We start from the raw sequence: 4,493 nt of genomic DNA, 5'->3' as shown, positions 1-4,493 counted from the left end.
CATCCGGTCGCCGCGGCCGTCGCGCTGGAGAACATCAAGCTGATCGAGGAGCGTGACCTCGTCGGCAATGCGCGCAAGGTCGGCGCGCACCTGCAGGCAAGGCTGCGCAAGCTCGCCTCGCATCCGCTGGTGGGCGAGGTGCGCGGCGTCGGTCTCATCGCCGCGGTCGAGCTTGTCGCCGACAAGGCGACCAAAGCGCCGTGGGGCAAGCCGGCGGCGCTCGGCGCGCTGGTCAACGGCTTCCTGCAGCAGAACGGCGTCATCTCGCGCAACATGGGCGACGCGATCGCCTTCTGTCCGCCGATGATCATCACCGAGGCGCAAATCGACGCCCTGGTCGATGCCTTCGAGCGGTCGCTCGACGCTGCGTTGCCGCAGGTTTACCCGCAGGGCTGAAGGGCTTCGTGGGTATCCGGCGCGGGTGGCGGTTGCTCTTTCTCGCGTTGACATATAAGATATAAGATGTACGTTGCGATGCCTATTGGATACATTCTTATTGCAATACGTCGTGAAACATTATGAAATGCCAACGCAGAAGTGGCAATTGGATACAAAGGCAACCGAAGCCGAAATCGAAAAAACTTCAGCCCAGCAGGGCGCTGAAAAATGGGAGACTGATATGAGAGGATTGAAGAAATCACTGGCCTTGGCGCTGTCAGCGACGGTGCTGTCGGCCGGAATGGCGCAGGCCGCCGACTGGTGGCCGTTCAAGATCGCTTCGGCCAAGGACGGCGATCTGAAGAATGTCGGAGAGATAGAGTACAAGCCGCTCGACAAGGCGGAGAAGCCCTGGAAGCTCTGCGTGCTCTTCCCGCACCTGCAGGACAGCTACTGGGTCTCGGTGGACTACGGCATCGTCGAGGAAGCGAAACGCCTCGGCGTCAAGGTGACGGTGCTGCAGGCCGGCGGCTACACCGCCCTGCCGAAGCAGATCTCGCAATATGACGACTGCGTCGCTTCGGGCGCCGACGCCATCCTGATCTCGGCCATCTCGGAAGCCGGCGTGGCCGCCAAGATCAACGAGGGCATGGGCAAGGGCATCGTCAACATCGCCGTCGCCAATCCGATCCTGGAGACGCCGATCACCGCCCGCATCACGCCCGACTTCTACCAGAAGGGTTTTCAGACCGGCGAGTATGTGAAGAAGTATCTCGGCGACAAGCAGGGCACCGCAGTGGCGTTCCCCGGGCCGCAGGGCAGCGGCTGGGCCGAGACCTACATGAACGGCTTCCGCGACAGCACCAAGAGCGGCAACATCAAGCTGGTCGGCGAGATGTTCGGCGAGGCCAGCGTGCCGGCGCAGCTCAAATTGGTCGAAGACGCGCTGCAGACCCATCCGGACGTCAACGTCATCTGGGGCGGTGCCCCGACGGCGGAGGCCGCGATCGGCGCTGTGGCCGATGCCGGCTTGAGCAACGTGACGATCATGTCGTCCTATGAGAACCAGACCATGCTGAAGGCCGTCAAGGACGGCTCGGTGCTCGGCTTCGCCACCGAGTATCCGGTCATCATGGGACGCATCGGCGTCGACCTCGCGGTGCGCGCGCTGGAGAAGAAGGATCACGAAAAGGTCCTGCTGGTTGCCCCCGGCATCGTTACCAAGGACAATGTCGACAAGATCGACACGACCCAGATCTTCGCGCCGGACAACTGGCGCCCGGTGTTCTCGGTCGAATAGTAACGAGGCCGCCGGCGCGGCCTTCAGCTTCGCGATCATATCGCGATCCTCCCGGCCTGACCGCCTTGCAGAAGGCGGTCAGGCGACTTGACGCAATTCCGGGCGAACCGCCACGCAGTTTGCTTGAATTGCTCTTGCCGGCTTTGGGCCTTTGGACGAGATGCTGGAAGTTACAGGGTTCACCAAGAGATTCCGCGGCATCGCCGCGCTCGACAATGTCGACTTCTCCCTCAACGAGGGCGAGGTCCACGCGTTGCTTGGCGAGAATGGCGCCGGCAAGTCGACGCTCATCAATCTCATTGCCGGAACGTTTCCCTGGGCCGAAGGCGTCTACCGCATCAACGGCCGCACGATCACCAGCCTGACGCCGCAGGTGGCGCAGGAGATCGGCATTGCCGCGGTCTTCCAGGAATTCAGCCTGGTGCCCGACCTCACCGTGGTCGAAAACATCTTCCTCGGCCGCGAACAGTCGTCCGGACTGTTCCTGAAACGCAAGCAGATGCGCCAGGCCGCGGCCGAGCTTCTGGACAGTCTCGGCTTCCATTTGCCGCTCGACGAGAAGGTCGCCTTCCTGTCTCGCGCGCAAAAGCAGATGGTCGAGATCGCCAAGGCGCTGCGCATGCGGCCGAAGGTGCTCATCCTCGACGAGCCGACCGCGTCGCTCACCGACGGCGAGGCGGAGAAGCTGTTCAATGCCGTGGCGCTGCTGAAGGCGCGCGGCGTGGGCATCATCTACGTCTCGCATCGCATGAGCGAGATCCGCAACCTCTCCGACCGCGTCACCGTGCTGCGCGGCGGCAAGAAGATCGGCACGGTGGTCACGGCCGAGATTTCGGACGAGGGGCTGATCGAGATGATGGTCGGCCGTCCCGTCGAGCAGCTCTTTCCGAAGATCGAGCACAAGCCCGGCGCGGTCAGGCTCGAGGTGCGGGATCTCACGACGGAGAAGCACTCCGTCATCAACGCTTCCTTCACCGCCCGCGCGGGTGAGGTGGTCGGTCTTGCCGGCCTCGTCGGTTGCGGGCGCAGCGAGCTCTGCCGCGCCGTGTTCGGCCTGGAGACCATCGAGGCAGGCACCATCAGCCTGGGCGACAAGCCGGTCGAGCGGCCGACGCCGACGTCGATGCTTGCCGCCAATGTCTGCTATTTTCCGGCCGATCGCGGATCGGAAGGCCTGGCACTGGCGAGATCGGCGCGCGAGAATGCGACCATGAGCTCGCTCGACCTGCCGGCGCTGTCGTCCGGACCGGTGCTGAAGTTCTGGCGCGAGACCGAGGCGATCAAGGAGCCGCTCGGCAATCTCGCGTTGCGACCGATGGCGCCCGAGCGCAGGGCCTCCGCCTTCTCCGGCGGCAATCAGCAGAAACTGATGCTGGCGCGTGGCCTTATGAAATCTTTCGACGTCTATCTGTTCGACGAACCCACCGTCGGCATCGATGTCGGCGCCAAGGCCGATGTCTACAATCTCATCAAGTCGCTGGTCGAGGCAGGCGCCTCGGTCGTCGTCTCGACGTCCGAATTGCCGGAGCTGATCAATCTCGCCTCGCGTGTCTATGTCATGCATGAAGGCAAAATCGTCGCCGAGCTTGCCCAGCATGAGCTCAGCGAAGCCCAGGTGCTGTCGCATTATTTCGGAGGGCACGCATGAGCTCTGAAACGGCGACCATGACCGTTGCCAACGCGCCATTGCACCGCGCAAGCCGACTCGACCGCTTTCTCATGCAAGGCGGCATCGTCATCACCTTCCTGGTCGTGGCGGTGGTCGCAACCGCGCTGATCGAGCCGCGCTTCCTCAACCGGCTCAACCTGCTCAACGTCATGCGCAATTTCGCGCTGCTACTCATCCCGTCGCTGGCGCAGATGCTGGTGATGACGGCCGGCGGTTTCGATCTCTCCGTCGGCGCGGTGGTGGCGGCGACCTCGGTGGTGACGGCCGCGGTGATGCTGGTCGGCAGCATCTATTTCCCCGGCATGGAATTGGCCCTCATCATCGCCTCGCTGGTGATCGCCCTTGGCGTCGGGGCGCTTGTCGGGCTCGTCAACGCCGGTCTGGTTTCGATCTTCTCGCTCTCGCCCTTCATGGTGACGCTGGCGATGATGTCGGTGCTGATGGGCATCGCGCTCTATTTCACGCAAGGCATCCCGATCTACGGCGTGGTGGATTCCTTCGTCGCCAATGTCGGGCGCGGCCAGTTCCTCAGCCTGCCGATCGTGCTTTGGGTGGCGCTCGGCGTCCTTGCCGCGTGTATAATCATGCAGCGCTTCACGGCGCTCGGCCGCCATATCTACGCTGTGGGCAGCGACCAGCGCTCGGCGCGCCTGTCGGGCGTTGCCACAAGCCGCACGCTGATTGCGGCCTACATGCTCGCCGGCCTGCTCGCCGCGCTGACCGGCTTCCTAATGACGTCGCGGCTCGGCTCGGGCCAATCCACCATCGGCGGGACGCTGGCGCTCGAGACCATCGCCGCCGCGGTCATCGGCGGCGTGTCGCTGCGCGGCGGCGTCGGACGCGCCGAACTGGTGGCATTGGCGGCGCTGTTCCTGTCGGTGATCGCCAACGCCATGAACCTGGTGCAGGTCGACAGCAAATATCAAACGCTGGTGCTCGGCGCTGTGCTGATCGTGGCTTTGGCCATCGAACGGCTTCTGTTGAGAAAGCGGCAGGCATGAGCACGGAAGCCAAGACACAACCGATGACTCAGCCTTCCGGCCTCTCGCCGAAAGAGATCCTGCGCGCCGCGCGGCTGCCGATCGCCATCGTCGTCGTGCTGGTCCTGTTTGGCCTGGTCGAACCGCGCGTGCTTTCCTTCGGCAA

4 protein-coding genes are annotated in these 4,493 nt (G+C 63.7%); all 4 read left to right on the top strand.

Translation table 11 applies throughout. The annotated features are described in order from the left end of the window. Positions 1-396 (top strand): aminotransferase class III-fold pyridoxal phosphate-dependent enzyme (locus EOD07_RS23925; protein WP_127237200.1); only part of this gene is annotated, 396 nt, incomplete at its 5' end. Positions 397-619: 223 nt separating this feature from the next. After that, on the top strand, positions 620-1,678 hold the full coding sequence (gene torT / locus EOD07_RS23920) for a TMAO reductase system periplasmic protein TorT (protein WP_040983806.1): 1,059 nt from the start codon (positions 620-622) through the stop codon (positions 1,676-1,678). 160 nt (positions 1,679-1,838) lie between these two features. Next, the gene (locus tag EOD07_RS23915; protein WP_127237199.1) at positions 1,839-3,326 is read left to right on the top strand and encodes a sugar ABC transporter ATP-binding protein; all 1,488 of its coding nucleotides are present in this window, start codon (positions 1,839-1,841) and stop codon (positions 3,324-3,326) included. Next, positions 3,323-4,348, top strand: coding sequence for an ABC transporter permease (locus tag EOD07_RS23910; RefSeq protein WP_245470439.1), 1,026 nt, complete (start codon positions 3,323-3,325; stop codon positions 4,346-4,348). The genes EOD07_RS23915 and EOD07_RS23910 overlap by 4 nt, the downstream gene beginning before the upstream one ends. The last annotated feature ends 145 nt before the right edge of the window (positions 4,349-4,493 follow it).

Source organism: Mesorhizobium sp. M2C.T.Ca.TU.002.02.1.1 (genome assembly GCF_003997225.1).
Note: the sequence above shows the minus strand (reverse complement) of the source record. Positions and strands in the feature narration are given on the sequence as shown.

Bases quoted from the DNA above. Each gene is read 5' to 3' on its own strand.
- EOD07_RS23910 (WP_245470439.1), top strand. From the start codon at position 3,323: ATGAGCTCTGAAACGGCGACCATGACCGTTGCCAACGCGCCATTGCAC.
- torT (WP_040983806.1), top strand. From the start codon at position 620: ATGAGAGGATTGAAGAAATCACTGGCCTTGGCGCTGTCAGCGACGGTG.
- EOD07_RS23915 (WP_127237199.1), top strand. From the start codon at position 1,839: ATGCTGGAAGTTACAGGGTTCACCAAGAGATTCCGCGGCATCGCCGCG.